Annotated in this window: 24 protein-coding genes and 1 pseudogene; 11 read left to right on the top strand and 14 right to left on the bottom strand. The window is 34.0% G+C overall.

Annotated features, from left to right (window positions below):
- From AC0C45_RS25915 to AC0C45_RS25895, 5 genes and pseudogenes are all read left to right on the top strand, one after another.
- A pseudogene (locus tag AC0C45_RS25915) lies at positions 1-262 on the top strand (replication protein); the annotation flags it as partial.
- A 107-nt stretch (positions 263-369) separates the two neighbouring features.
- A complete protein-coding gene (locus tag AC0C45_RS25910; protein WP_472929032.1) occupies positions 370-1,056 on the top strand; it encodes a ParB N-terminal domain-containing protein in 687 nt (228 codons plus the stop codon).
- Positions 1,057-1,748: 692 nt separating this feature from the next.
- A complete protein-coding gene (locus AC0C45_RS25905) occupies positions 1,749-2,483 on the top strand; it encodes a MerR family transcriptional regulator (RefSeq protein WP_472929030.1) in 735 nt (244 codons plus the stop codon).
- 801 nt (positions 2,484-3,284) lie between these two features.
- Entirely contained in the window at positions 3,285-3,764 is a 480-nt protein-coding gene (locus AC0C45_RS25900; protein ID WP_472929028.1) for a hypothetical protein, read from the top strand.
- Positions 3,765-4,101: 337 nt separating this feature from the next.
- Positions 4,102-4,323 (top strand): helix-turn-helix domain-containing protein, encoded by a 222-nt coding sequence (locus AC0C45_RS25895; RefSeq protein ID WP_075422544.1) that lies wholly within the window; start codon positions 4,102-4,104, stop codon positions 4,321-4,323.
- Positions 4,324-4,418: 95 nt separating this feature from the next.
- Here AC0C45_RS25895 and AC0C45_RS25890 read toward each other — a convergent pair whose 3' ends face one another.
- The 3 genes from AC0C45_RS25890 to AC0C45_RS25880 form a co-directional block, all read right to left on the bottom strand.
- A complete protein-coding gene (locus tag AC0C45_RS25890; RefSeq protein WP_472929026.1) occupies positions 4,419-5,972 on the bottom strand; it encodes a DUF4365 domain-containing protein in 1,554 nt (517 codons plus the stop codon).
- A gap of 373 nt (positions 5,973-6,345) precedes the next feature.
- Positions 6,346-6,750 (bottom strand): NUDIX hydrolase, encoded by a 405-nt coding sequence (locus AC0C45_RS25885; protein ID WP_472929025.1) that lies wholly within the window; start codon positions 6,748-6,750, stop codon positions 6,346-6,348.
- A gap of 132 nt (positions 6,751-6,882) precedes the next feature.
- A complete protein-coding gene (locus AC0C45_RS25880) occupies positions 6,883-7,215 on the bottom strand; it encodes a hypothetical protein (RefSeq protein ID WP_472929024.1) in 333 nt (110 codons plus the stop codon).
- Between the two features lie 573 nt (positions 7,216-7,788).
- Here AC0C45_RS25880 and AC0C45_RS25875 point away from each other — a divergent pair.
- Positions 7,789-8,922 carry an NADH:flavin oxidoreductase gene (locus AC0C45_RS25875; RefSeq protein WP_472929023.1) on the top strand — a complete coding sequence of 378 codons (1,134 nt, stop codon included), beginning with the start codon at positions 7,789-7,791 and terminating at the stop codon, positions 8,920-8,922.
- 106 nt (positions 8,923-9,028) lie between these two features.
- A complete protein-coding gene (locus tag AC0C45_RS25870) occupies positions 9,029-9,331 on the top strand; it encodes a hypothetical protein (protein ID WP_472929022.1) in 303 nt (100 codons plus the stop codon).
- 198 nt (positions 9,332-9,529) lie between these two features.
- On the opposite strand, the gene AC0C45_RS25865 is transcribed toward AC0C45_RS25870, so the two are convergent.
- Both AC0C45_RS25865 and sinI read right to left on the bottom strand, forming a co-directional pair.
- A complete protein-coding gene (locus AC0C45_RS25865; protein ID WP_472929038.1) occupies positions 9,530-10,087 on the bottom strand; it encodes a hypothetical protein in 558 nt (185 codons plus the stop codon).
- A gap of 388 nt (positions 10,088-10,475) precedes the next feature.
- Entirely contained in the window at positions 10,476-10,610 is a 135-nt protein-coding gene (gene sinI / locus AC0C45_RS25860) for a DNA-binding anti-repressor SinI (protein WP_472929021.1), read from the bottom strand.
- Between the two features lie 355 nt (positions 10,611-10,965).
- Here sinI and AC0C45_RS25855 point away from each other — a divergent pair.
- Positions 10,966-12,122 (top strand): IS3 family transposase gene (locus AC0C45_RS25855; protein ID WP_472929020.1). Its coding sequence is split into 2 segments (ribosomal slippage): positions 10,966-11,236 and positions 11,236-12,122, totalling 1,158 coding nucleotides; the frame shifts between segments, so codons are not numbered across the junction.
- A 94-nt stretch (positions 12,123-12,216) separates the two neighbouring features.
- Here the strand turns inward: AC0C45_RS25855 and AC0C45_RS25850 are convergent.
- The 5 genes from AC0C45_RS25850 to AC0C45_RS25830 form a co-directional block, all read right to left on the bottom strand.
- Positions 12,217-12,912 carry a hypothetical protein gene (locus AC0C45_RS25850; protein WP_472929018.1) on the bottom strand — a complete coding sequence of 232 codons (696 nt, stop codon included), beginning with the start codon at positions 12,910-12,912 and terminating at the stop codon, positions 12,217-12,219.
- Positions 12,909-14,042: an FtsK/SpoIIIE domain-containing protein gene (locus tag AC0C45_RS25845; RefSeq protein WP_472929017.1), complete on the bottom strand. Its 1,134-nt coding sequence runs from the start codon at positions 14,040-14,042 to the stop codon at positions 12,909-12,911. The genes AC0C45_RS25850 and AC0C45_RS25845 overlap by 4 nt, the downstream gene beginning before the upstream one ends.
- Before the next feature lie 12 nt (positions 14,043-14,054).
- A complete protein-coding gene (locus AC0C45_RS25840) occupies positions 14,055-14,354 on the bottom strand; it encodes a hypothetical protein (protein WP_335443323.1) in 300 nt (99 codons plus the stop codon).
- 433 nt (positions 14,355-14,787) lie between these two features.
- Complete coding sequence (locus AC0C45_RS25835) at positions 14,788-14,997, bottom strand: alpha/beta-type small acid-soluble spore protein (RefSeq protein ID WP_098580618.1); 210 nt, start codon at positions 14,995-14,997, stop codon at positions 14,788-14,790.
- 225 nt (positions 14,998-15,222) lie between these two features.
- The gene (locus AC0C45_RS25830) at positions 15,223-16,101 is read right to left on the bottom strand and encodes an Rpn family recombination-promoting nuclease/putative transposase (protein ID WP_472929016.1); all 879 of its coding nucleotides are present in this window, start codon (positions 16,099-16,101) and stop codon (positions 15,223-15,225) included.
- A 356-nt stretch (positions 16,102-16,457) separates the two neighbouring features.
- Here AC0C45_RS25830 and AC0C45_RS25825 point away from each other — a divergent pair, with 356 nt between their 5' ends.
- The 3 genes from AC0C45_RS25825 to AC0C45_RS25815 all read left to right on the top strand — a co-directional run bounded on the left by AC0C45_RS25825 (position 16,458) and on the right by AC0C45_RS25815 (position 18,982).
- Positions 16,458-16,706, top strand: a complete 249-nt coding sequence (locus AC0C45_RS25825) for a hypothetical protein (RefSeq protein WP_472929015.1) — start codon at positions 16,458-16,460, stop codon at positions 16,704-16,706.
- Between the two features lie 337 nt (positions 16,707-17,043).
- Entirely contained in the window at positions 17,044-17,376 is a 333-nt protein-coding gene (locus AC0C45_RS25820; protein WP_472929014.1) for a hypothetical protein, read from the top strand.
- A gap of 424 nt (positions 17,377-17,800) precedes the next feature.
- Entirely contained in the window at positions 17,801-18,982 is a 1,182-nt protein-coding gene (locus AC0C45_RS25815) for an IS256-like element ISBame1 family transposase (protein WP_472929013.1), read from the top strand.
- A 356-nt stretch (positions 18,983-19,338) separates the two neighbouring features.
- Here AC0C45_RS25815 and AC0C45_RS25810 read toward each other — a convergent pair whose 3' ends face one another.
- The 4 genes from AC0C45_RS25810 to AC0C45_RS25795 all read right to left on the bottom strand — a co-directional run bounded on the left by AC0C45_RS25810 (position 19,339) and on the right by AC0C45_RS25795 (position 22,767).
- Entirely contained in the window at positions 19,339-20,070 is a 732-nt protein-coding gene (locus AC0C45_RS25810; protein WP_472929012.1) for a GntR family transcriptional regulator, read from the bottom strand.
- 284 nt (positions 20,071-20,354) lie between these two features.
- Positions 20,355-21,197, bottom strand: coding sequence for a PfkB family carbohydrate kinase (locus tag AC0C45_RS25805; protein ID WP_472929011.1), 843 nt, complete (start codon positions 21,195-21,197; stop codon positions 20,355-20,357).
- Positions 21,198-21,347: 150 nt separating this feature from the next.
- Positions 21,348-22,115 (bottom strand): amino acid ABC transporter ATP-binding protein, encoded by a 768-nt coding sequence (locus AC0C45_RS25800; protein WP_472929010.1) that lies wholly within the window; start codon positions 22,113-22,115, stop codon positions 21,348-21,350.
- Positions 22,093-22,767: an amino acid ABC transporter permease gene (locus AC0C45_RS25795; RefSeq protein ID WP_098525984.1), complete on the bottom strand. Its 675-nt coding sequence runs from the start codon at positions 22,765-22,767 to the stop codon at positions 22,093-22,095. Before AC0C45_RS25795 ends, AC0C45_RS25800 begins: the two co-directional genes overlap by 23 nt.
- Positions 22,768-22,776 lie beyond the last annotated feature (9 nt).

Genomic DNA, 22,776 nt, shown 5'->3' with positions numbered 1-22,776 from the left:
TTGGTTACAAGCTGAACAGGAGCAAAATGAGTGTACACAAGAAGAAACTATTTCTTTGGATCAACAGCTTGAAATGATTCAGTTAAAGCAAGATTTAGGGCAAGAACTAACGCCAGAAGAAGAAAACGTACTCAAAGAGCACAGTTCTACGTACAGTTCGTTAGAAATGGCGCAGCTAAAACAGGATCTAGGACAAGCCTTAACACCACAGGAACAAGCTTTATTGCACCAACAGGACCAGTTAAAAGGCTCAGTTTCCTAATTCAAAAGTGAAGAAATCCCTTGGAAGCTGATGTTTAATAAGATTATTATTATTTAGAACATACTTCTAAATAATCAATATATGTAACTAAGTAGGAGGAGATCACGATGCCACATAAAATGACAATAACAGGATCTGCGACAGGACCATTACGAGAATACGATCGCTACGTTGCCTTTGATATGCGTGAAAAAGGTTCACCTGCTGCTCCTAAAGGACTGAAGAAGAGTACGTTTATTTCGTATACCGTGTTTGTTGCCAAGAAAGCCTTCAATAAAACCGGACTGACAAAAAAGAGTATTATGCATGAAAAGATCTTAGTTCAAGGGGAACCAACGTTAGATATTCCCATTGACGAGTGCCCTGGAGAAATTGGGATCATCTGCTTCCAGATTACCGTTCTCCCGAATAAAAACGATAAAGAAGCCAATGAGTCAAAAGATAAGAAAGAAGCCCAACAAGAGGTTTCTAAGGCTCAACAAGAGGTTGCAGCTACTAAGCAGGAAGAAAAACAAGAGCCTGTAGCAAAAGAAGTGAAAACTGTACAGCCAAAAGGGACAAAGGATGTCGTGAGTTTTGATGATATTATCGTTCCTGAAGCCTTCTTAAAGACACGTCCCAACCCTGTGAAAACAGAAGAAGTCATTGAATTTGTGAAACGTACAGGACACCTTGACAAGCCGTTAACGATTGAGAAAGAAACGAAGGTTTTAAAGGATGGCTATCGTCGTTATATTGTGGCCAAAATAGTTAAAATGAATAAAGTTCCAGTAGTGTATGAATCTAAAGAATAAAGCTTTTTAATCTAATTATCGCTTGTTATTCCTAATAGACAGCAAACAACTATAAAGTATCCCCCTTTCATAGTTGTTTGCTGTCTATTTATCTTGAAAGCCACTTTCTATATATAGCTCATCTACTGTATGATTTCACCTTCCATTGTTGATGGTATTATTATAAGTCATTAAATTTAAAAGAACGCTCTAACTTTCCTTTTAGCTCTGCTAAATTTAATCATTTTATTTTTGATACATCATTAGTTGAATAATACTATTTTAGACCTATTATTTCATTTATGTGTCCAGACAACCAGATTTTAGTTAAACTTGAGGTGAACTAAAAAGAGAATTCATGTTTCTGAATAAAAAATAACTTTCTTTTTTTAGTTAAAACACAAATTTAGTTGAACCCAAGATAAACTAAAACGATAATTAAATCAATAATAAGTTATTTCCGTTTTTTTAATCAATAATAATAGTTATTGATTAAAAGATAAAACGATAATTTCATTCAGGAATTAGTTATTATATTATTATTGTTTTAAGATTTACATAGGAGAAATTAGCAGTTAATATAGAATCAATAATGAGACAAGAATAATATTATTAGAATCTACGTTAATCATCCCATGATACGTTTCGCTTCGAAATCAAATGCATGATTCTTGTATTATATTAATTATTAACTGACATATGGAGGTGTAGTTATGTCTGAAAAATTGTACTTACCAAAAGAAGTAGTAAATATACTGGGTATCTCTGGAGATTTGCTTCGTAAATGGTGCGAAGAATTCAATATTATTACAGAGTGGACAGGCACTGATTATGGAAAAGGTCATAGAAGGTTTACAAAAGAGAATCTAGAGACACTTAACAGTATAAAGAAGAAAATTCAGGAGCAAGGTTGGTCCTGGGATCAAGTGAAACAATGGCGTAATGGCGAAGAAATGACTATTAATGACCACGAAGAACGATCTATTTTAGAAAAGAAGATAGATCACCTAGTTGAAGGCCAGAAACAACAAATAGAATTTAACAGGATTCTTTCAGAAAAATTGGAGCTTCTAACAAAAGAACTTATTTCTACTCAAAAAGAGTTAGCTAATGCAAATAAAGAAATTGCAGCAACAAAGCAGCAAATGATTGAAGTGAAAACAGAAAATAAAGACTTAGAAGCATACATAGAAAACAGCCTAAAAAGACGCGATAAAGTTCTTCTTGAAAGCATTAGAAAAACTCAAGAAACGCTAAAAGATAATTTAGCTGAACAAGATTCAAATCAGAGCAAACAGAATCTTGAAGAACTAATAAATACTAATCTAAAAGAGTTATTAAAACAAAGAGATGAAGACCTTTTAAATGCATTTACTCATACTCAAAAAGAGTTGATTAAAGAACAAAATCAAAAGAAGACATTATGGCAAAAGCTATTCTCAAACTAGGAAAATCATTCCTGGTTTTTTATTTTGTCAACTAATAGATAATAGAAAAACAATAATATCTTTATTTAATTATTTATCAATTTCATAAAAATATCTAAATCGGAATTTACTTATGATTGCTTTAATTATCATTTTAGGATTATTTTCATGATTAACCGAATTTTATTGCTTAATTATAATGAACATGTTGAAGAATTGTTTAAAATTTCATCGTGTAGAAAATCAATAATTTAAAAGATAATTTATTTATTTTTTTTACAAATATACCTCTAAAATGTTTTAAATTTAATAAAAACGGAAATGAATCATTATTGTTTTATTTACGAGTTTATAGATTAATAATTCCCTAAATAAAACAGGAATTCAAAAATAGATTTTATATAACAAAAGATTTAATCCTCTAAAAATAAAATTCTAACATTTATCAATGCCACAATTAGCTCATCTAGTATCATGACAACTTTGTTATATCTAAATTACTGACTCAAATCCAGTAGATATTACACTTTAAAATTAAGATAACACTAGTTAATAATTTATTAGATTAATCTCTTTAAATAGTTTATGTTTATATGGCTAAATGCATCGCTAAAGCAGAAAAAACCATCACGATAAGGGAAAAGGGCAGTTATTTAATCTATGACGTTATTAAATAGCTAAACATGCTAATATACCCTCAATTGGGAATACCGATTACTATAGTAACCATAGCATTACACGTATAATATCTCGTCCTCTTATTAATTGAAGGTTTTCACGTATATACCTAGAATAGTTCTCTTGATAAGAGGAGGTGATCATATGTTGAGAGTTATAACCGCAGAGGCAGCATATACCACCGAAGAATTAGCCGATATACTTGGTTTGCCCATATCAACTATACGAAAATACAACTTCCATTTTGCCAAAATTGGTGTGCAATTTACTAAAAAACAAGGTAGATTAGCTTATACAAATGACGACGTTACCATTTTTCATGAACTAAAAAGAATTTATGCTCATCCCGAAATGACCTTAGAAAAATCCGTTATAACCGTTGCAAAAAAATTTAACCTATTGCAAATACCAGCCACTCCACCTAACATTTCAACTGAAAAGCAAACTCTTAGCCTAGAACCACGTGAGATGCAAATGAAAGAGATACAAAGCTATATCGATGCAAAATTTGAAGAACGCGAACGTCAATTAATCTCAATGGCTCGTGAAATTCGGGCGTTAAAAAAAGCACACCAACAAAAGAAGAGTTTTTATAAGTGGTTAAAAACCTTTTTTGAAAAATGATTTGCTAGAATGGCGGTATCTCGTTATCTAATATTCACACAAAAAAACTTTTCTCTCTAGGTAAAGGTTTTTTTGTGTGAAGTCCAATTTCAAAGAATATCTATAACAAAGACCGCCCATTACTTATCAGTGTATAAGGCGGTCTTAACTATATTCATGCTATATGATTATGACAAAAATATCGACATTATTCCAACTCTGCATAAGCAATATTTATATACTGTTTATTTTATAGTTTATTATATGTTGTAAATTAAGATTTTTGCCTGTTTTTTTATACAAAAATGTATAGTTTTTTTAGAATACGTCCATCCTTTATAAAAAGGAGTGTGTTAGTATGCCTAAAATCACTAAAAAAAGTAAGTTAGGAAAATACTTAATGGGCAAGGGCTATACTCAAACCAAATTAGTTAAAGCAACTAATTTAAATAGACATACAGTTAGTAAAATTTATAATGACTCAAATTATATTCCATCTGGCTCAACCATAAAAAAAGTAATGAATATTTTAAAGAAACTTGACTCTAAGGCGAAAGTAGAGGACTTTTTTAACTTATAAGCCCTATCATAGGCAAATAGAGCTTATTTATTGCATTAAGAAAAAAACTTTATAAAAGTTTACTAGCAATCTATATACAAAGGAAGATGAGCATACTATTCCAAGTTTTGATAAAAACGGTAGATTGGAAATTCCATGATTTCTTCTTTTTCTTCATCAGGAAGAGTAGCAAATATTCTCTTCGCTTTTTTCTTATTTTTCAACAAAACCTCACATGCAAAACATATTGTTTGCTCATTATTGATTTCTGCTCTTGCTTGTATGTTATAAAGATCATTTTGTTCATCTTCTAATAATTCATGGTCTTGCTTGAGTTTAATGAGATAAATATTAACTTTTGCAATTTCATCTTCAGAATACTTAGCTAAGTATCGTTGGTTTAGATCAAGAGCAAGCTCTAAATAATTTTCATCGAGGGTTTTATCATAAAATTCTATATAATCTAAAGAACTAGTAATTGTTAAGTCAGCTTGTATATCATGATGTTCATCAGCAAAAGATAATTTTACTATGTCAAAATCAAAGTTTGTATCTTTCACCATTTCTTCAATTTTTCGAGAAGCGAAAATGCTTACTTTTTGGCCATGATTTTCCCGATTATCAGGTAACATAACAGGTTCAACAGTATCCTGCCCGTGATTACTAGCTACATCTGTTATAGAAGAATATCTACCCGTTATTTTTAATGCTTCTTCACTATAAAGGTTAAGGAAACATCCATCTTCATATACTAATGCTAGTTTCACATATTTGGAAAGTTCAATATTGATTATCTCCGTTTTTTTTAGTTTTTCTTGATGAATATTTAGTAAGCTATATTGTTTATTTTTAAAGATATTGATTATAGCATTGAATAGGGAAGGGAAATCTTCCTTATCATCAAATATATAATTTTTACTTATTCCAATTTGAGTACAAATATCTATCAGTTCTTTGTAGGATTCAATCTCTTCCTCAATTTGTTGGAGATGTCCCTTTAAATTTAATGTCCCACCAGATAACTCTAGAGATTGAAAAGGAAACTTATTGCGCTGTATGTAATAGTTTATTAATCGTAAACATTTCATATAGGAACCGAGGCTTTTTACTCTTTCTAGATGGAATAGACCAGATTTCTTTCTCCTATCAAAATCCAACGTTAAAGTATCTTCTATAACGACCTTGAATCCCTTCTCTGTTTCAATGATTTGGTAAGTAACAAGGGTGGATTCATTGTTCATATAAACGACTTCGTTTTTTCCGATTTTCAACTCATCTATTTTAACTTCCTCCACTGGTAACTTAATACCGTCGTCTGGGATACCATGTACGTGAATTACCCCTTCATATAAATTAAAAGCTTTCTTTTGCATGTTAACAAAATCTACTTTGTAAGGCGTAGATTCTTTGTTTTCAGATGTTTCAGTAGAGCCTGTTTGCTGTTTGTCTACCTCTTCTATAAATGTGTGACGTAAAGGATCTAAATCCCCATTTTTCATTTTTTTAAAATCAAAGGAAATAGATTTCTTTTCACTTGAATTAAGATGAGATAAGAGTGATCTAACTTTTAGTGGGGCTAATATTCGATAATATGTTAGCTGTTCAACAGTTGTTGTATCAGTTTCTGGATCTTTTACTGCAACCTTTTTGGGGATTTCTGTTGTAACCATTTAATTCTCTCCTTCTTCATGATGAACATTTACGTCCATAAAAAATTCATCGAATCCTAGTATAACAATAACAGAAAAAACTACTGTCGAGGCCAGTAGCTTTTTTTGTTAACCATATAAATTATCTTGGAAGATATAAATAATATACTTTATGGTCTCTTAGATCTAGATAACAAAATGTCCCTCGAATTGAGGTAATGATTCATAAAGACTAAGTTATTCTTCATAGTAGTATGCATGACAATTTTTATTAAATTAAGGGTTGTATTAATCAATTATTTAACTTCCCTTCTATATATTTTTATAGTTTTTTTCAAAAGACAATGGGCCTCCATGTACCTGTATAGAGGTAAAGTAATATTCTTGAACAAGATTAAGTGAATTGTTTTTTCTTTTTTATATAATTTAGTACAACTTCACGCTCATCTTCAAATAACAGGTTCAAATGATTGATTTTAGATATAGGTTGCCAGAAATATGAGTCTACGATCTGGACTTTCTTTTCTCCAGCCAATATTTTAACTTCAAAATAGGTTATGTGCACATCAACATTATAAGTAGTAGACCTATTCTCGTATATTTTTTTTACTATCTCTATTTGATAACCTGTTTGATTCCATACTTCTCGAACACAACAATCTTCGAGCCGTTCATGTCCTTCGATAGCACCAGAAGGAACAGACCAAAGCTTTGGCATGTTGGTTTTCTCTTGGGAGACCATTAATAATTCATCTTTATCATTTAAGCAAATTATTGCAAAACCACTACACGTATTCACTAAGATCTCCCCTTAAAAAACATTATAGGCGTACAGGTATTTCTTATAAATAGAACTTAATCAAACTCGATGATATTCTTAAGCAAGTCCTTTAAATAAGTTCCAGTGTGAGCTCAAACACAGACGATTTCTTTATTTGGTAAGTGTAACTTTAAATACCACTTCTGTGTCATCAGCTACTTCAGCTCCTTGATAAAATGTACTATGCGAAACACTATGAGCTATAAATCTTTCACTGGTTTCAGGAATCACGACGGTATAATGATTATTCTCAAAAAAGGAATCATATAATTGATAATCTTGTTTACCTAAAACAGAAAATGAAAACTTAATTTGATCTCTTCCCTTAGTCATTTTTCCATTATTAATAATTCTTTTTTCAAGTCCCACTTCTTCTTTGCTGACTGTAGACATAGTAAGATATTTTACATCAAATACAACATCATTAATGACTAATTCTTTCACTATTAAGTCCTCCTTCTCTATTTGTTTCCTTTCCTTAATTCGCCAAAGCTTAACAAGTCACCTCTTTTCCAATATATAACATATCTCTTTGTATAACCCACCTAAAAAAAGACCTCTTGTCTCTGAACCCCAAAATTTCTGTAATGCGTCTATTAATATCTAACTAACTGACTAAGTTGTTTTATCTGAGTATGCACAAAAGGCGAAAAAAGAAGGAATTTAAGAAACAAAAATACAGTATGAAGGTCGTATAGACGAATTAAGGATTATTTTGGAAAATAGAAAGAAGGAAAGTTATTTAGAAACAAAAAAACCCCTTAGTAAGAAACTGTAAGAGATAAACACGATTAGTTTATTAGTAACCGAAAGCAAACACTCATATCCAGATACTTAAAGTGGAATTAGATAAGGTAAATAGAAAAGGAAATGGGTCGGGATAAAAATAGGGGATTAAAGGTACCATGGAAGAGGAACTAGATTGGTCAAATAGATATTTAAAGAAGATTCCCAAAGACTTTACATCTATATGATAGTAGCAAAATGAGAGGCAGAAAAAAGAAAGGAGTTTTAACAATGACTGATCCAAAACTATTATTTAAAAATGTTACATTAGGCAATATAACATTAAATAACCGAGTAGGGGTTGCTCCAATGGCACGCGTAAGCGCAACTTTTGAAGGGTTGGCAACCAATCAGATGGTATCATACTACACATCATTTGTCCGTGGAGGATTTGGACTCATTATTACGGAAGCAATTTATACGGATAACAAGTATAGCCAAGGTTATTTTAATAATCCAGGTCTTATTAATGAAGAACAAACACAAGCATGGAAGAAAGTCGTCGATTCTGTCCATCAAGCAGGTGCTAAGATATTTGCACAAATAATGCATGCGGGAGCCCTTTCACAAGGGAATCGTTTTATTCAAGATACAATCGGACCATCTGCTGTCCAGCCAAAAGGAAAACAAATGGAGTTTTATGAAGGGAAAGGTCTGTACCGGATTCCAAGGGAAGCAACAAAAGAAGAAATCACAGAAATGATAAATGGGTTTATTAATGCGGCTAAACATGCAAAAACTGCTGGTTTTGATGGGGTTGAAATTCATGGAGCTAATGGTTACCTACTTGACCAGTTTCTTACTGATTATACCAATAGACGTACAGATGAATACGGTGGTTCTACTGAAAATCGAGTCCGGTTATTGGTTGAAGTTTCAAAAGCAGTTCGAGAAGCCGTTGGACAGGACTTTACCATTGGTATTCGTATTTCACAAGGAAAGATAAATGATTATAACTACAAGTGGGTAGGAAAAGAAAAAGATGCTGAAATCATCTTTGGTCAGTTAGGACGTGCCGGTCTTGACTTTATTCATGTTACAGAGTATGAAGCATGGGAACCAGCATTTTCAAAAGATGAAGAAACTATTGGAACCAATTCAGGTTTGAGCAACGGGGATTTGTCGCTTGCGGCTCTGGCAAAAAAATATGGGAAAGTTTGTGTAATAGCAAACGGACATTTAGAGGATCCTACCAAGGCAAGAGAAATCATTGAAAACGGGAAAGCCGACATAATTACCTTAGGTAAAGGAGCTCTTGCTAACCATGATTGGGTCAACAAAGTCAAAAAGGGGGAACCATTGGCAAAGTTTGATGAAGAAAAAGTGCTAAGACCAAATGCTAGAATTAAGGATTTTGAGATTTGAAGAACATATTTAGGAACGAAAGAAAAATTTCATAGGATAGATATTATTGAATGTATTACAATAAACTTCAAGCTTAATAATAATGACGAAAAGGAGCGAATTTATTATGAACAAGCTGTTGACTTTGACGATAGCTTCGGAATTGTTTCTTTTGCTGCCCTTTTTAATTATTTTCCTTATCAACAGAAAAACGAAAAAAAATATTCTCTTGTTGCTCTTTTTGATTATTGGGGGCGGTCCACTTCTTTATCTAGCCATAGATGATTTAAACAGCAACTATGTTGATGCTAATATCGGATTAGGTCTTGCCTTTATGTTTACCTGGATATATAGTCTAATTGCTTTAATCGTTGCCATCAGTCTTATAGTAAGAAAGAAACGAAAGAATAATATTTCAAAAGAAGAGTAATTATGTTTATGGTTAAAAAATCTATTATTGGAATACCAAGGAAAATAATTTCATTCATCGGCATCCTAAATTCCAAAAGAAACCTTTGCTAAGATTGAGACGAATTCCATAAAAAACCACTATTCACTCACTTCTTCTAAAAGAATGAGAGAATAGTGGTTTTAAGACCTCTTTATTTGGTCGCAGGTAATCTCTTGTTTATTTTATCTCAATTGCTGAAGCTTTATTATCCCAATCAGAGGCCATATTAGCAGTTTTACCATACCAATCGGAGTGCCTAAAAGAGACTCCTTTTCCATACCCTTGAGATGAAGTATGCTCCCAGAGAGTCGTTGAATAGCTTGAAGAAGGTGATGCTGTACTTAAAGACGAAATTCTGTCATTCCAGCTGGAAGGCAAGTTTTTAAAACCGTCTCTCCAATAAATGTATTGACCTCCTTTATTTTTAGACTCGTAGAAATCTGTACAACAAGAACCACTGCCCATCATAATGACTTTGTTTTGAAGTCTCTGTTTATCCTTCTCAATAAATGCATTTAAAGCTTCCCGGCTCGTAAACCCATATGCCAACCAAGCGCCCTCTTTATTCTGTTTAGGTAGAACCATAGTTACTTGTATATCTTTGTTAGAAATGCTATTCATCTTAACTGAAGAATCTACCTCTTTTCCATCGACAGTTACATAATCGAATGTTTTAATTGTATACTCCTTTTCTGCATACGCTCCGTTCGTAGGTACTGCTATAAATCCCATCATAACAAAAAGAAAACATAGTGCGGAAAGGCAACGTTTCACTTGCAAGTCCTTCACTCCCTTATTATTTACATTTTGGTAATATGGTTGAACAAGCGAGCCGGTGTTAGTACCCATGTGTAAAATCCAGATGAAATAACAGTTTTTTTGTCAAATGTTATAGCTGGTTACTCTAAATCCCCTATACCATAAATATAATAAATATTTAAAATGTAATAAAATGCTAAAATCACTAAATTTAATTTTAGTTAAAAATGATCATTTTTAACATTAAATGTAAAATAATCGTGAAACAACTAGTATTTAATTCATTTTTATAAACGTTTATTATTCCTTATAGAATAGTTCTAGTTATCATAATGTGCCTTTTCAGAAGCAAAAAGAGCCTGTATTATTTAGAAACAGGCTCTTTTTGCTTTGAGTATATAAATTCTTTTACTTCCACGATTGAAAGACCTAGATGATGTGCTTCTTTCATGAGACTTATCCATTCCTCATCAAACTTATTTTCTTCTTCTTTTAGCACTCATGATTCCTCCAACTGTCCTAATTGAGATTAATTAGGCGGTATCATTTAACAATAAAATATTGAAAATTAAGACTATTTATTCAACAAATTTCTTCTAAATTCCTGCAATATAAGTCTTTTTATACAATTAATTAAGAGTTAATGTAGAAAAAAGTAAACTGAAAGAATTATTGTTGATACTTTGAACAAACTACTCAAGAGGTCGAAAGATTTCCATCCTTTGGTTAAATAAATGTAGCAGAAAAACTCCTGAACAGGGGGACTGACCCCATAAAGTGAGACAAATAAAAAAACACCTTTAAGTAAAAAACGGGTATGTAGTACCTAACAATAACTTGGAGGTGTTTTTTCTATGGGAAAAAGAGTTAGCTATCCAGTAGAAGTGAAATTAAAAGCAATTGAAATGAGATTATCAGGAGTACCAATCAAAGAAGTTATGGAAAGTTTACAGATTCGCAACTATACACAGCTCAAAACATGGATGAGGTGGCATAGAAATGGAGAATCCTATCACCTGGCACAGCCCGTTGGGCAAACATACACTCCTCGAAAAGGAGCTCATTCTCAAGATACTCCATCAAAGTTAGAAGCTGAAAATCGATATTTAAAGCAACAGATTGAAGTCTTAAAAAAGTACAAAGAGTTGGAAAGGGAGTGGTACCAGAAGTTGTATTGAACTTAGTAGAAGAATTAAAAGAGAAACTGCCTATCTCTCAAATCTGTCAGTGTCTGGATATTCCTCGATCCACTTATTATCGTTGGCAGAAAAATGAGCAAGGAGAAGAAACAAAGGGAAAGAAATGGATAGAACGAAAAGTTGGTGAGCAGTGCCGTAAACATAAATTTCGATATGGCTATCGAAAAATTACAGCGTTACTCAATCAAACCATGCATATCAACCATAAAGTAGTGCAGCGTGTTATGCAGAAATACGGTTGGCAATGCCGAGTGAAAAGGAAAAAACGGAAACAAACAGGACAACCTTATCAGGTTGCAGAAAACGTGTTAAACCGTAATTTCCGAGCAGAGCGCCCTCTTCAAAAGCTGGTTACCGATATTACTTACTTGCCTTTTGGACCTAAACAGTTGTATCTTTCAAGTATTCAAGATTTATTTAATGGTGAAATCATTGCGTATTCAGTGAGTGATTGTCAAAACGTAGAGTTTGTTTTAGATACATTACGTCAACTCCCTCCTTTACCTGAGGGATGTACGTTGCATAGCGACCAAGGTTCGGTTTACACATCATATGCGTATCAACGAAAAGTCAAAGAAAGAGGCATCATCATGAGTATGTCCCGCAAAGGGACACCTGCAGATAATGCCTCCATTGAATCGTTTCATTCCAGCCTAAAGTCTGAAACGTTTTACCTCGACGAGTTAACATGTACTACGACTGCCATCGTAGAGCAAACTGTCGAAAGCTACATTACTTATTATAACCATATCCGTATTCAAACGAAACTAAACAACCAGTCACCGGTACAATACCGACAACTGGCTGTTTAAAAGGTGTTTTGATCCCTGTCTCGAAATCAGGGGTCAGTCCCACAACGATGGGGTAGCTTTCTTTTTTTATCAGAAGGCATATTTTCTTACTATCTTATGTTAAGTTAATTTTAATTCCACCAGAAGAAGCTGATGTTCTTGGTCTTCCATCTCTTTGCTGTTTAGTTGAACTTCTGTATTTCTCCATCAATCCATCAATACTTGTTACTTGTATGATGCGAATATGTTCTGAAGATACCGCATAACGAATAGGCGTAATCAAAATAACGGAAGGGAATATGGCTGCTCGATCCTCCGGCTGCCAATGTAATGCCTGCCATTCATCCGAAAAGAAAAACTCTTCATAGAGGCTAATCTTCGCTTGCATTTTCTGTTCTGAATACTGATTTCTCTGTATTTCAATCCAAAAAGGAGATCCTTTAAAAATACAAAATAGATCCGGTTCAATCCCTCCTTTTCGTCCAGTGGGCTTATCTTCCACAAGGACGTGTTTAGGTACACTATACGTACACATTTGTTTATAGACATCCAAGATATAAAGGAAATGTAATATTTTTTGAGAGTTCTTTTTAATCTTCGCATCTACAGGCAAATAGACCGTCGGAGAATACTGCTGTGTACGTTCAATCAGCCCTAACCGATACAAACGTACCATCACACTATTACACGCATTTATGGGCGATTTCAGCTGTTTAAAGAACAGTTCCACTAATGAGTCTCGATCCACAGCCCGAAACTGATTGATAAACCCAATGATGTCTTTATCACGCTGAGATAACCGAAAGCTCATCGCTGTTCCTCCTTCTCTAACAATCCAAAGATAGACTGTGACACAACCTCCAGTTGAGGTTCAGGATCTTTTACCTTTGTTTTATAAGGTGAAAGTATCTCCTTACAAGCTCCTTCATCTAAGAAAAAGGCTTGAAACTCTTTCACCTCATCGATTTTAATCTTCATACGTCCTCTTGCTTCGGCATCGATTTCTTCTGCCCCAAGTACTCCTGCCACCTTTGCATTTGTGGCATCGGCCTGCCTACCAGAGATCCGTACCCTCAAGTTTGCTTTCAGTGCTGAATTCAACAAATCGGCATCGGGACGCTGCATGGCAATAATCGTATGAACACCTAGTGCACGCCCTTGGCTGGCAAACTGTTGAATCATTTCTACAAGCTCCGTTTCTCTCTTCACTATAGACATTTCATCAATTACCACAACGATACGAGGCAGCTTAAAAGGGAGCCTGCTGATGTGAGTCACGCCGTGCTCTAATAGTAAGTCGCCTCGTCGATACATTTCAGCCCGAAGTAAGGCAAAAGGTTTTCTCATATCTTTCGCTTCAAAACAAAGCGCATCAACGTGATCAATTCCATGAAATAACCCTAAATCAGCTCGTTTAAGGTCTACTAACACCAAGCGCAAGTCTTCAGGTGAGGCATACTTCACCCACGTTGTGAGGATGACACGCATTAAGCTGCTTTTTCCTGCCCCAATTTCGCCAGAAATCAGTAACGTTTCTAAATCTGCAAAATCCCATGAAACAGGGTTTCCATAGATATCTTGACCAATGCATACGGGGAGCTCCATTTTCTCAATATGGTGATGAATGACCTCATAACGATAATTGAGCATCTTAGGTAGGCTTTTATGATGAACGGTGATACTAAAATTCTTTAGGTTGCCATTTATCTCGATGTTGCTACCTAATACTTGCCGTAATGCCCATCTTTTTTTGTTTAAAAGCTCAGGATCGATCCCATTCAGTAAGGAAAAGGCGTACCGTGTATAGGTGTGATGATGATCGATTTGATGAATTTTCGGAAACAGATAGGAGGTACGGTCTCCACGTTTCACCACCCGGTAAATCTCTGCCGTACGAAACGCTTTTATCAACTGGCCACGTAATTTGAGTTTTTCAAACATCAACATTCCTCCTCAGAACATAAAGGTCGCAAAAAAGTAAATCAAGGCGCTATAGAAGGTAACAGGCAAGATAAAGCGCATCACTTTCGCAAACTGATCCACAAGATCGATCACACCCCATCGTTCTAATATTCGTTCGATAATAGCAATTCCTAAGACAATGCCTCCTATGGTCAGAATAGTGGGGTCAAGCATGGCAAGTGGGCTAAACGGGACAAAGGAATAAGCCTTGAAGGGACGAGGTCTCGTGAGAGATAATTTGTGAGGTGGAAGAAAGATTTTTCGAAAGGTAAATCTTTTTGTTCTTCTCATGTTGATACCTTCTTTCATTCGTTCAATTTTTGGCCTTTTATTTATGCATAATTTCAGCTCAACACATCCGGTCGCCCCCTTCGCCTCTTCGGCTCAGCTCCCTTACAGATTCCACGGAGGGCTTCACGAAGCCTATACAGCTTGTATTAACGCAGTAACGATACTAAACTAGATACTGATTAAATAATGAAGTTAAGATTCTTTAGATACTATGTGGCTACTGCAGTAAGCTTGCCTGTCCACTCAAAAAATAAAAAAGAACCCTTACTGCAGTAGGTAAGGAGTAGATGGTTATGTAAGAGGTGCAGGGTTTTTTATGTGTGAATGGTTGTCTCAAAGTTCTATTTTTTCATAACATGATGTAGAAAGTTATTCATAGAAAAAGGGAGAATGAATTTCCATTCTCCCTTTAGCCATCACTTATAAAGTTGTATTAGAAACGTCCTCCGCCAAGTTGTTGCTCAGCCATTTGTACAAGACGTTTTGTAATTTCGCCACCTACTGATCCATTCGCACGTGAAGTTGTATCAGCACCAAGGTTTACACCAAATTCGCTCGCGATTTCATATTTCATTTGATCGATTGCTTGTTGAGCACCATATACTAATAATTCGTTGTTGTTGCTACTTTTGTTGTTTGCCATGTTGTGTCACCTCCTTGTTTCTTTTAAGTTTCCTATTATAGAAGAGGCATATACATGGTAAATAGTGGATGTATTTTACCTTATGTGCTCGCCATACTAACTCTTAGAAACAAATAACTCTGTAAAAAGTGGGATTAGATGTTTCATTTCCTTGTTATAAAATCTATACACTTGCCATGTGTAGAAAAAAGAGCCGTATCTTTTAGATACGGCTCTTTTTTCTATTTATTGACGACGAAGCTTTTCAATTTCTTCTGAAGTAAAGCCTGTTAATTCAATAATTACAGCATCATCAAGTCCTTTTTCGATCATGCCTAAGGCTACTTTTTTTAGCGTTTCTTCTTTTCCTTTTTTTTCTCCAAGCGTTTCTGCTCTTTTTAAAGCAGATTTTTCATCCAAAAGAGCTTTTCGTCTTGCTTCATAAGCAAGTAATACTTCTGGATCTTGACTCACACGCTCCCATTCATCTATTGCTTTCTTTAATACTTGATCTTCTTGCATCGCAATCTCCTCCAATACTTGAGTGATTTCTTCATCTTCCGATGCTTCAAGTAATAATAACCATCTAACAAGTTGATCTTCTCGTGGGTCTACCTCTCTGTTACGCCATTTAATTAATAGCTTAGGTAGTTCCATAAAGTGAATTTCCAGCATATCGGTTAAAAGTAATTTCTGTTCGCGCTCATATAACTGAAAGGTGGAGTGATAATCATGCATATGTGATAAATAACGAAAGTTCACAATGTTAATAGTAATGGTTTTACAAAGCTCTCCGTAATCCATACCTTCCTTCATTTGGCTACTATACATTTTGGACCAATAATAGAGTGTTCGCTTTTCCATATCATGCTTATTATTAAGTTGAATTTCAATATTAACGCGGCTTCCATCTTCTAACTGCGCGTGTACATCTAAAATTGAACGTTTATCTTCTTGGTTTTCTTTATTAAAATGCGGATCTAATAACTGAACCGTTTGAATCTTCTTCTCATCTGGAAAGCGAAGTGCCGCATTTAAAAAGGCAGCTAAAATGGATTCATTTCCATGGGTACCAAATAACGATTTAAATGCAAAGTCGACACGCAAATCTAATCGTTTCGTCATAATGCCCTCCGTCATATTTATATTTGTTATTAGTATATCACGACTAGATTTCTTCTTCCTATATAACACGTTCTGATTCGATACGCTCATATTAAAAAACTTGTTACTCCTCTTAGATATAAGGTCTTCTTAATAACCTATTCATTCTCCAATAGTTTTTGTCTCAACTTCGAACAATTGAACAAAAGCTGCCTTTTTTATGGACCTCTTGTACATACCCAAGTTTTAGAGATTGCCGTTTTTGCATAAAAACATCGGTATTTAATTCAATAGGGTCGATTGGCGTATGGAGTAACACTTTTTAAAACGATATAATTCTGAATATACAGAAAATTATTAAGTGGGAGAGTGGAAGTATGAGTGGAAAAAATAAAGAAGTTGAATTTATAAAAATCATATGTGTCTTAGATGGTTTGGCTGAAAGCTTGAATATCACAAAAGGGCAGGAGTATTACGGATTTGAGACTGTCGATGAGTTAGGTTATAACGTTTATATAGAGAATGAAAAAGGAAGATTACCTACTTATATTGGATCATATCCAAAGACATATTTTCGATTGATAGATAATGAAATACATGTTGTAACGTTTGAAAAAAATACCTAACATTTTAGACGGCCCTGCTTTTTCTATAAAGGAAAAGTGAGGTCATTATCTATAACTAGTGAAGGGTCCAATAAAGAAAGCAATATGAAGGGCGTCATTACGTATATAAAGCTTGTGCTAACGCGGTAACGTTACTGAATTAGCTACTGATTAGGTAACGAAGCGCGATTCTTTAGATACTATGTAGCTATTGCAGTAAGCTTGCCTATCCACTCAAAAAATAATAAAGATTTTATTTAACTGCAACTAAATATTTAAAGAAGGGTTTATTTTGTTGTTATTGAATCTATACAGGACGGTTTATTTCAAATCTCAATTGCAGAGAGGGGAAATGATAATGGCCACTGGAAGAGAACGGGCGGCACGGAGTATTTTGGGTCAATCAGGATTGAGGAACAGGAATCCAGACAACGCTACGTTTGATGAAAAAGGAACAAAGCCTCGCACCTCAAATTTTGAAAGAGTTGCGACTCCTCGTGAGGGTTCTACTCGAATAGCAAGGATGGCAGAAGAATATAGAGCTGAGTATAAAAGAATAAAAAGAAGAGAACAGTTTTTGCAAGACACAATAGATTTATTAAGTGATTGTAATAACAAGCAGTCCGTTAGAGAGTTAAAGGAATTAATTAATTTAGCAAAAGAGCGATTAATAATGTATCAAGGTAAATAAAAATTATTCCTTTTTTTATTACTGATATAGTATAACACTAATACGTTCACATACACATTTGCGTGAGTGCATTTTTTCTAGAGAGAGCAGCCAGTATATGATGGTTGCTCTTTTCATTTTTAAGGAGATATGATTACATGAAAGATTGGTTTAGAGTATTCCCTCTTAGAGATGGTTCAAAGAGAGAAATTAGTATTGATTACGACAAATATGGGCTTTTTCTACAAGATATGTAAATTATAAAACTATTTTTTAATAAAATACATTAATCATTACTTTTATTATTGATATATTAATTACTTTATACTAATTGAAATTATAGGAGAGCGTAAAATATTTTGTGTAAATGAATAAATACAAAAAGGAAGACCTTTTCTTGTAGAATTAAGTCACCACAACCAATTCAAAGAAAGAAGGTCTTCCTATGAATCAGTTTACAACAGATCTTGTTCAAGCTCTAGTCCAAAAAGAAGATGTAACGAAAATTTTCCGTTCTCACTTAGAAAATGCCGTTAATACGCTCTTAGCGAGCGAATTGACAGCTTTCTTAGACTATGAAAAATATGACCGTATTGGATTTAATACAGGGAATTCACGAAATGGTTCGTATGAACGGACGCTACACACAGAGTTTGGAGAACTTCATCTCGTTATTCCTCGTGATCGGAATGGCGATTTTAAGCAACAGACGGTGGCTCCTTATAAAAGAGCCAATGATACGCTTGAAGCGTTTGTCATCCATATGTTTCAAAAGGGTGTAACGACAGCTGAAATTGCCCATTTAATGGAGCGCATGTATGGTCATCACTACACGCCTCAAACAATTTCAAATATGACAAAGGTGATGTCTGAACAGGTAGAAGCCTTCCGTGATCGAACCTTGTGCGCACGTTATGCGTGCGTTTATTTAGATGCTACGTACATTGCCTTGAAACGAGATACGGTGTCAAAAGAAGCTGTCTATATTGCCGTTGGCATTCGCGAAGACGGTTCAAAAGAAGTACTTGGCTATACAATCGCTCCTAACGAATCCGCCTTTGTATGGAAAGAACTCTTAGAAGACATCAAATCTCGTAGCGTAGAGGAGATACTGTTGTTTATTTACGACGGGTTAAAAGGCATCTCAGACAGTGTCTTCTCTGTCTATCCAGCATCTTCTTATCAAACATGCTGCATCCATCTTTCGCGTACGATTGCTCATAAAGTTCGTGTATCTGATCGAGCTGAAATCTGTGAAGACTTTAAATCCGTGTACCGTGCAGAAAGCCTTGAAATGGGCCAACAGGCCCTGCATTCGTTTATTGAAAAGTGGAAGTCAAAGTATCCAAAAGTGACAAAGCCATTGCTCAATAACTCTTACTTGTTCACGTTTTATAGCTTTCCTAAGTCTATTTGGCGCAGTATTTATTCGACTAATCTCATTGAATCTTTTAATAAACAAATCAAGAAATATAGTAAGCGTAAGGAACAATTCCCAAACGAAGAGTCACTTGAACGCTTCCTTGTTTCCCAATTTGACCAGTATAATCAGCGCTTTGCTACGAGATGTCACATTGGTTTTGATCAAGCTCGCGCAGAGCTACAAATGATGTTTAAAACAAACTAGTGAATAACATCTATAAGAAAAGGAAATTCGTATTTACACAAAATTATTGACGGTCCCAATTATAGTTTTTATGTTTAATGCACTTATATTAAAACTGTATATTAATCTGTGGAAACAATAAAATAATAATATATTTCAGTATTACGATAAATAGAAACCTTTTATTATGTATTGCAAGAACTTTCTAACTTTATATAAACCTATAAGAAGTTTTATCTATTGCAATGGTTGTGGAAAAAGGAGCATTGAACTTTAAAAATCACCTAACCTTATATAAGGTTAGATGATTTTTGATTAATTATGGAATAACTACATAGAAAATTTAAAAATAAATGAAAAACAATTAGAGCTTATACTCACTGGGGATTAGTAGGTTCTGAGTAGAATTCGATAAGATCTCCTCTTGCTAACGTTTGGTAATATTCAATAGGTCTTTTTAAAGAATCATAAGTGGTGCCTTCAATCGAGAGGCAGGGGGTTTCATTTCCAATTTTAAGTAATTTGCTTTCAATCGAATCGGATAAAGATATTCGCATATACTGCTTTTGTTTAGCCAATTTTAACCCATAAAATTCATCTAATATCTTATATAAGGATATTTTGTTAGATATACACTCTTCTATTTGCGGACAAAACTTGTATGGTATTTGACTTAATTCTATAGCAACTGGAATATCATCAATAATTCTTAATCTTTTTAAAGAAAAAACTTCTCCTTCAATAGAAATATTTAATTTATTTGCTAGAAATTCATCTGCTTTTTCAATTTTTGCAAAGATTGTCTCAGTAGTAGGTTTTAATCCTTTGTCCTCCATCCCTTTCGTAAAACTATTTACAGTTATAAAATTCCACTGAATTTTACGATTAGATATAAATGTACCTACGCCTACTCTTCGTTCTACAAATCCCTCTCTTTCCAAAGTAGATAGCGCGTGACGAGCTGTCATTCTACTCACTCTAAATTTATCAGCTAACTCCCTTTCTGAAGGAATCTTATCGCCGTACTTAAGATTTCCATTTTTAATTTCCTCTATAAACATTGTTTTCAGCTTTTGATAATAAGGAACTCCATCAATTTCTTTTTCCATTTTCTACCCCATTCTTTACATTTTCAAATTATATCTGTTATTAATAGATAATATATATATAAGTAAAAGTTTACAACCTTGGCATAAAGCTACAATTAGTCAATCTTATTGGATAAATATTGGGTAACTTCAATCAATACCATTTAAAATAAAAAATACTCCAATATTTTTAAGAATGATAACCTTTCATATAATAGTTATCTGTGGTAAGTATAAAATAAAATAGGGAACGGACTCAAATACTAAAGGGACCGTCCCTTATAATTCAAAGATACTCTAAAAAATCATACCAATTTTTTTGAGAGATTTGTTTTTTTACTTAATCCATATCCAAATGCACCGTAACTTTCACAGTTTTTTGCTGCTGCTATTGCCGATTGATACAATGCTTCATTTACATTATGATGTTGATGATAATGTGTCAAAAACATCGAGATAAAGGAATCACCTGCTCCTAGGGTGTCTATTACCTTTGCTTCAACGATAGGCTGTTTATAAACTTGTTCATCTACTAAAAATAAGGCACCTTTTTCCCCTCTTGTAATTCCAATAACTTTTGTTCCTAAGCTTTTCACGTAGTGCATTAACTCAATACACTCCGTTTCGTTCAATTCGCTTCCTGAGAAAAATCCATAATCAACATAGGGGCAAACCTCTTTAAGGTATGTTTCTTCGTGTCGGAAAGAAAAGTCAAAAGAAATAGCTATTTTTTCAGAGAGCACAGGTAAATCTTGTTCTATATGACTATATAAGCTTGTATGCATAAGATCATGAGTTGAAATATAGTTAAGATCAGTTTCATCAAAGTTTAATTTTATTAGGGCTTGCACCCCTCCATTATTTGATCCGACAAAGGTACGATCGTTATTTTTGTTAAGAGAGATTACAGATTCTCCATTTGGTCCATATGCTTTTCTGATCCTAGAGATATCAACATCTTCAGCCACCAAACTATTTACAATATGATCAGCCGCCAGATCGTTTCCGATTACTCCAATATACGAACTTTTCTCAACCCCATATCTTTTACATAAAACAGCTATATTCAGAGCGTTTCCTCCTGGATAAATTTCATCACGGTCTTGATAATAGTCAACTACGTTGTCCCCTATCCCTATTACCTTCATTTCCCTTCACCTCTGTATCTATATTTCATCTAATAAGTAAGTTATTTAAATAAAAGTGAAGGATCTATTATTTAATTTAAAGTTATTCTACTTTCTTTAACCCTATAATCAATTTAAAGATCCTTTTTATTTTCAAATGTACTTTCAGTTTCAAACAGCATTTCTTGATAATGTACTTAAAAATTTTCTGATACGTTCATTACCATTAGTAGTATGAAAGAACTTTTCTGGTGGTGCATCTTGAACAATTACTCCCTGATCAATGAATATGACACGGTCACCTACTTCACGAGCAAAGCCCATTTCATGGGTAACTACAGCCATTGTCATTCCTTCTAGTGCTAACTCCTTCATTACTATAAGCACTTCACCGACTAATTCAGGATCTAAGGCAGAAGTTGGTTCATCAAAAAGCAACATCTTTGGTTTCATAGCCAATGCTCTTGCAATAGCAATTCGTTGTTGCTGCCCCCCAGAAAGAGAATGAGGGTACTGATCACGTTTATCTAACAAACCAACTTTCTTTAACAAATATTCTGCTTCCTGTATTGCTTGGTCTCTTTTTATTTTCCTTACGTGAATAGGCCCTTCAATAATATTTTCAAGAACAGTTTTGTGGGCAAATAAATGGAAACCTTGAAATACCATTCCGATTTCAGCTCGAAATTTACTTAATTCCTTGTCATTTCGTGAAATATGCTTTCCATTTATATCTTTATAGAGAATAGACTCTCCTTCTAACCTGATATCTCCTTCAGTAGGATATTCAAGGGCATTCATCATTCTCAAAAGAGTGCTTTTCCCACTGCCACTTGGCCCAACGATAACGACTACTTCACCTTTACGTACTGATAAATCAATTCCTTTAATCACTTTCTTTTCATTAAAAGATTTTTTAATATTGGCTAGTTGTAACATTATTTTTATTACCTCGCTTTTCTAAATAATCTACAAGAATGGCAAGTGGATAATGTAAAGCCCAATAAATAATCCCGATCATCGTGAATATCTGTATATTTTGATATGTTGACGAGGCTAAGAGATTTCCTTCATGCATTAACTCTGTCACTGTAATAACGGCTGCTAGCGAAGAGTTTTTAATTAACACAATAGCTGAATTTCCGATGGCAGGGATGACATTTTTAATTGCCTGGGGAAGAATAATCCTACGCATCGAAAGAGAATAATTCATTCCAATAGCCTTTGCTGCTTCCATTTGTCCTTTAGGAATGGATTTAATACCTGCTCGGAATGTTTCAGCTAAGTAAGCACTCTCATTAATAGAAAGAGCAACAATAGCTGCCTGAAAAGCACTTAATGAAAGACCTAAATCAGGGAAAACGAAGTAAACATACATCATTTGCACTAAGAGAGGTGTTCCTCTCACTATGCTGATATAAATACCACATACTTTATTTATAAATTTATTAGGGGTTATTTTACCAAGAGCAACCGTTAAACCAATAATAAGAGAGAGAATTAATGATATTATGGTTAATTCAACTGTAATAATGGTACCTTCAAGAAATCTTGGTGCAAATTCTCTCGCATTTGATAAAAAATCATTCATTTTTAGTCC

This window comes from Priestia sp. VA7, from assembly GCF_055710015.1.
Note: the sequence above shows the minus strand (reverse complement) of the source record. Positions and strands in the feature narration are given on the sequence as shown.

Bases quoted from the DNA above. Each gene is read 5' to 3' on its own strand.
- AC0C45_RS25910 (WP_472929032.1), top strand. From the start codon at position 370: ATGCCACATAAAATGACAATAACAGGATCTGCGACAGGACCATTACGA.
- AC0C45_RS25905 (WP_472929030.1), top strand. From the start codon at position 1,749: ATGTCTGAAAAATTGTACTTACCAAAAGAAGTAGTAAATATACTGGGT.
- AC0C45_RS25900 (WP_472929028.1), top strand. From the start codon at position 3,285: ATGTTGAGAGTTATAACCGCAGAGGCAGCATATACCACCGAAGAATTA.
- AC0C45_RS25895 (WP_075422544.1), top strand. From the start codon at position 4,102: ATGCCTAAAATCACTAAAAAAAGTAAGTTAGGAAAATACTTAATGGGC.
- AC0C45_RS25890 (WP_472929026.1), bottom strand. From the start codon at position 5,972: ATGGTTACAACAGAAATCCCCAAAAAGGTTGCAGTAAAAGATCCAGAA.
- AC0C45_RS25875 (WP_472929023.1), top strand. From the start codon at position 7,789: ATGACTGATCCAAAACTATTATTTAAAAATGTTACATTAGGCAATATA.
- AC0C45_RS25870 (WP_472929022.1), top strand. From the start codon at position 9,029: ATGAACAAGCTGTTGACTTTGACGATAGCTTCGGAATTGTTTCTTTTG.
- AC0C45_RS25865 (WP_472929038.1), bottom strand. From the start codon at position 10,087: ATGATGGGATTTATAGCAGTACCTACGAACGGAGCGTATGCAGAAAAG.
- AC0C45_RS25850 (WP_472929018.1), bottom strand. From the start codon at position 12,912: ATGAGCTTTCGGTTATCTCAGCGTGATAAAGACATCATTGGGTTTATC.
- AC0C45_RS25845 (WP_472929017.1), bottom strand. From the start codon at position 14,042: ATGTTTGAAAAACTCAAATTACGTGGCCAGTTGATAAAAGCGTTTCGT.
- AC0C45_RS25840 (WP_335443323.1), bottom strand. From the start codon at position 14,354: ATGAGAAGAACAAAAAGATTTACCTTTCGAAAAATCTTTCTTCCACCT.
- AC0C45_RS25835 (WP_098580618.1), bottom strand. From the start codon at position 14,997: ATGGCAAACAACAAAAGTAGCAACAACAACGAATTATTAGTATATGGT.
- AC0C45_RS25830 (WP_472929016.1), bottom strand. From the start codon at position 16,101: ATGACGAAACGATTAGATTTGCGTGTCGACTTTGCATTTAAATCGTTA.
- AC0C45_RS25825 (WP_472929015.1), top strand. From the start codon at position 16,458: ATGAGTGGAAAAAATAAAGAAGTTGAATTTATAAAAATCATATGTGTC.
- AC0C45_RS25820 (WP_472929014.1), top strand. From the start codon at position 17,044: ATGGCCACTGGAAGAGAACGGGCGGCACGGAGTATTTTGGGTCAATCA.
- AC0C45_RS25815 (WP_472929013.1), top strand. From the start codon at position 17,801: ATGAATCAGTTTACAACAGATCTTGTTCAAGCTCTAGTCCAAAAAGAA.
- AC0C45_RS25810 (WP_472929012.1), bottom strand. From the start codon at position 20,070: ATGGAAAAAGAAATTGATGGAGTTCCTTATTATCAAAAGCTGAAAACA.
- AC0C45_RS25805 (WP_472929011.1), bottom strand. From the start codon at position 21,197: ATGAAGGTAATAGGGATAGGGGACAACGTAGTTGACTATTATCAAGAC.
- AC0C45_RS25800 (WP_472929010.1), bottom strand. From the start codon at position 22,115: ATGTTACAACTAGCCAATATTAAAAAATCTTTTAATGAAAAGAAAGTG.
- AC0C45_RS25795 (WP_098525984.1), bottom strand. From the start codon at position 22,767: ATGAATGATTTTTTATCAAATGCGAGAGAATTTGCACCAAGATTTCTT.